Annotated in this window: 7 protein-coding genes; all 7 read left to right on the forward strand. The window is 39.2% G+C overall.

What is annotated here, in order from left to right; translation table 11 throughout:
- The first annotated feature begins 138 nt into the window (after positions 1–138).
- Positions 139–408, forward strand: a complete 270-nt coding sequence (locus AACQ49_RS05030; protein ID WP_046334538.1) for a bacteriophage protein — start codon at positions 139–141, stop codon at positions 406–408.
- Positions 408–878, forward strand: a complete 471-nt coding sequence (locus AACQ49_RS05035) for a lysozyme (protein ID WP_161729509.1) — start codon at positions 408–410, stop codon at positions 876–878. Before AACQ49_RS05030 ends, AACQ49_RS05035 begins: the two co-directional genes overlap by 1 nt.
- Positions 860–1,018 (forward strand): hypothetical protein, encoded by a 159-nt coding sequence (locus AACQ49_RS05040; RefSeq protein WP_202609083.1) that lies wholly within the window; start codon positions 860–862, stop codon positions 1,016–1,018. Before AACQ49_RS05035 ends, AACQ49_RS05040 begins: the two co-directional genes overlap by 19 nt.
- 2 nt (positions 1,019–1,020) lie before the next feature.
- Positions 1,021–1,482, forward strand: coding sequence for a lysis protein (locus AACQ49_RS05045; RefSeq protein WP_161729508.1), 462 nt, complete (start codon positions 1,021–1,023; stop codon positions 1,480–1,482).
- A complete protein-coding gene (locus AACQ49_RS05050) occupies positions 1,479–1,772 on the forward strand; it encodes a hypothetical protein (RefSeq protein ID WP_170110776.1) in 294 nt (97 codons plus the stop codon). The genes AACQ49_RS05045 and AACQ49_RS05050 overlap by 4 nt, the downstream gene beginning before the upstream one ends.
- Before the next feature lie 90 nt (positions 1,773–1,862).
- A complete protein-coding gene (locus AACQ49_RS05055; RefSeq protein ID WP_109847204.1) occupies positions 1,863–2,255 on the forward strand; it encodes a hypothetical protein in 393 nt (130 codons plus the stop codon).
- Between the two features lie 632 nt (positions 2,256–2,887).
- Positions 2,888–3,226 (forward strand): HNH endonuclease, encoded by a 339-nt coding sequence (locus AACQ49_RS05060; RefSeq protein ID WP_088495858.1) that lies wholly within the window; start codon positions 2,888–2,890, stop codon positions 3,224–3,226.
- Positions 3,227–3,238 lie beyond the last annotated feature (12 nt).

The raw sequence follows: 3,238 nt of genomic DNA on the forward strand, positions 1-3,238 counted from the left end.
TTCTAATGCGTCACTGGAAGAACAGTTGCCTGAAGGTTTATTAAAGGCACTTAAAGTATCAATGCCCGCCTAATTTTTATCGTTTCACTTTTAACTCTCTCACACTCATCATCAACGGACACTCCTTTGGGGGTGACTATGCGTATGGAAAAATTAACCAATGTAACTTACGGAACCGCAGGCTTAACGGCCTTTTTTGCTAGCCTCTCATTATATGAATGGGGATTTGTTATCGGGATGGCGTTCAGCATGGTTCTAGGTTTAGCCACTTATTTTATGACTCGAAGAGAACAGCGAAAACGCACTCAATTATTTGAAGAGCTTGTTCGTCATGTTGACCCACAAAACCCAACTGAAACCCTAAAAAGGCTTGCTGAATTAATGGTGAAAGCGCCAAAGGATATTTAATGTCTCTCAAACAGAAAATAGCGGCGATAACAACAGCAGGAGCAACAGCAATTGCGTTAGTAGTAATAGCCCATTTTGAAGGTGTACGTTATGAACCTTATCGTGATGTGGCGGGTGTTCTAACAGTTTGTTATGGGCATACAGGCAAAGACATTATTCACGGTAAAACATATACACAACAAGAATGTGATGCGTTATTACAAAACGATTTTATTAAGACACAACAGCAAGTCGATGCATTAATCAAAGTACCACTCGATGACTACACCAAAGCCGCTTTATATTCCTTTGCTTTTAATGTGGGAACGACCGCATTTGCTCGCTCAACATTACTTAAGAAACTAAATGCGGGTGATAGAGCGGGTGCTTGTGAAGAAATGAAACGTTGGGTATATGCGGGTGGAAAGGTTTGGCGAGGGTTAGTTAGTCGTAGAGATGCGGAGTCAGCACTATGTCATGGAAATCTTTAATCATTATCGTCGGTTTTATTCTTACATTACTCATCTCGGTCGCTAGTGGCATTTATCTCTCAATTGATAATTCATGTGTTAATGATAAAGCCAGTTTAGAAAAACGCTGTCAGGTAGCTCTATCACATCATCGGTACTAATTATGAAGCACTGGAAACTTTACATTGTCATTGTGATAGTGGGTATTGTTGCTGGTGGTGGCGTGCTGATTAATGCACAAGTTAAAAGAATTAACACGCTGACAGAAAACAACAAAGAACTTACTGCAACACTTGAAGAGCAGAAGGCTATTAATATTGACTATCAAGTGCGCATAGAGCGACTAAATCAACTTGATACAAGACACACACAGGAGCTTGTTAATGCAAAGAATGAAATCAACACTCTTCGTGATGCTGTTAACTCTGGCGACAAGCGGGTGTATGTCAAAGCCGAGTGTCCAGCAGTCACAAAGAATTCCACCGAAAGCGGAATCAATGAAGCCACCGTACGACTTAACAAAGCAGTTGAACAAGATTATCTACGTCTCAGAGAAATGATAGTCGAGAACGAACAGCAAACTTTGTATTTGCAGGATTACATTAGAACGGAGTGTTTAAAATGAGTAAGGCAACACAGTCAAAAAATAGCAGTGAATTGTGGAATTGGTTTGGATTGTCTTATGCATCATTTCTAGTCATGCCAAGAGTTCTCATGCATGAAATGCCTACTGAATGGCAAGATAAAATGGCGGCTTTATTGTATGAATATGATGAAACATTCGACACGTCATCTGTTTGCCATTCAGTAGTAGTGAGTGCAAAAGACAAAAATAATAGGTTTATGAAGATGCCAGGTTACATCCTGAATTATCGTCGGCCAGATCATGAAGAGATTGATAAACTCAAAATTTAGCCAACAAGAAAGCAATACGGGAAATTGAACAACAACGAGCCTCTAAGTAATTAGGGGCTTTTTTTATACCAACAGAAACAGGAAGAAAATATGTTTACTTTAAAAACTATTGTTAACGGTGATGTAAGCCTCAGAAGCGAAAGTAGTCTATCAATAATTAAACTAGGTAGCCCTCGATTCATTGAGTTACTTGATAAGTTTAAAAATTGGTCAAACCCTGATTACGCTATTGAGACTCCAGCGGTTTACGAAGATGCTGAGTGTACAAAAGCGATACAGGAAGAAGAGCTAATTGTTAGCGAAAAGAGCATTGATCACGTTGATGTGCAGAAAGACTGCATTGCAATCATCGTTACAGAATGTGAGTCAATCACTCACCCGAATATGAAAGAATTTAACGGACAGATGTTTGAATTCATTTACAAGGGTGAATCAGCTTATATAACTGACGCAAACGGACATACCGTAGAAGTAGTTCGATAGAAAACAATCGCCTCGTAATAGCGGGGCTTTTTAATGGAGAAATATCATGGCAGTAGAAGGTTCAGATAATCCAGTTAAATTCCGTGAAGAACTGGATAAAAGCATTCCAAAAGAATAAAAAAAGCCCAGTATGGGAAACTGGGCAATACTAGCAAGATATCAATTAAAGTATAGCGATAGCTACTTAGTATAGCTTAAGTAGGTATATATACCAGATTGATTATTCTTATTTATCTCCCACTTAAATAAACAGCACAATATAAAAATAAACCTGTGAGTTTGATTTCACAGGGTGGCTGAATTTAAGCAAAAAATAAATACTCATTAATCATACTGCTATTTTTATTTCGTGCCAATAGAAGAAGGCGTAGCGTTGTCGCTGTCTCCTATGTTAGCTATGACCTGTTTTATTCTCGACAGAGAGCACATAGTGAGAATCAAAAACAACGAATACCACCGTTTTGTTATTTATCGGTCATTATCAGCAACGTCAGCTGTAGGTAGAAGGAGGGGCGTGACGATGGAGAGACATCATCTACAAACGTCATTCATTGAGTGATGTATACAGATAGCCATCAGTTAACCGCTGGTGGTTTTTTTATTGGGGAAAATTCGTAATGGAATAAAAAACCATGAAAAAACGCAATGTCTATGGTGGTCGCTGGGCTAAAGTGCGATTAGCGTTTCTTAATGAACATCCACTTTGTGTCATGTGCCAAGAGCAAGGGCGCATTACTGCTGCCACAGTAGTTGACCACATTACTCCGCATCGTCTTAAAGAAGCACTTGAATCAGGTGATAAAGAACGTATCGCAAAAGCTCAAGCCTTATTCTGGGACACAAAGAACTTCCAAAGCTTATGCGAACTGCATCATAACTCAACCAAACAACGTATCGAAAAGAGTGGCAAAGTCATTGGTTGTAATGCGGATGGCATTCCACTCGATCCCAATTCTCATTGGCATCAATAACACCATGAAATA

This window comes from Proteus sp. G2675 (genome assembly GCF_963886535.1).
In the GTDB taxonomy this organism is placed as follows: Bacteria; Pseudomonadota; Gammaproteobacteria; order Enterobacterales; family Enterobacteriaceae; genus Proteus; species Proteus mirabilis.

Excerpts from the sequence above, each read along its gene's own strand:
- AACQ49_RS05045 (WP_161729508.1), top strand. The coding sequence starts at position 1,021 with ATGAAGCACTGGAAACTTTACATTGTCATTGTGATAGTGGGTATTGTT.
- AACQ49_RS05055 (WP_109847204.1), top strand. The coding sequence starts at position 1,863 with ATGTTTACTTTAAAAACTATTGTTAACGGTGATGTAAGCCTCAGAAGC.
- AACQ49_RS05040 (WP_202609083.1), top strand. The coding sequence starts at position 860 with ATGTCATGGAAATCTTTAATCATTATCGTCGGTTTTATTCTTACATTA.
- AACQ49_RS05030 (WP_046334538.1), top strand. The coding sequence starts at position 139 with ATGCGTATGGAAAAATTAACCAATGTAACTTACGGAACCGCAGGCTTA.
- AACQ49_RS05060 (WP_088495858.1), top strand. The coding sequence starts at position 2,888 with ATGAAAAAACGCAATGTCTATGGTGGTCGCTGGGCTAAAGTGCGATTA.
- AACQ49_RS05035 (WP_161729509.1), top strand. The coding sequence starts at position 408 with ATGTCTCTCAAACAGAAAATAGCGGCGATAACAACAGCAGGAGCAACA.
- AACQ49_RS05050 (WP_170110776.1), top strand. The coding sequence starts at position 1,479 with ATGAGTAAGGCAACACAGTCAAAAAATAGCAGTGAATTGTGGAATTGG.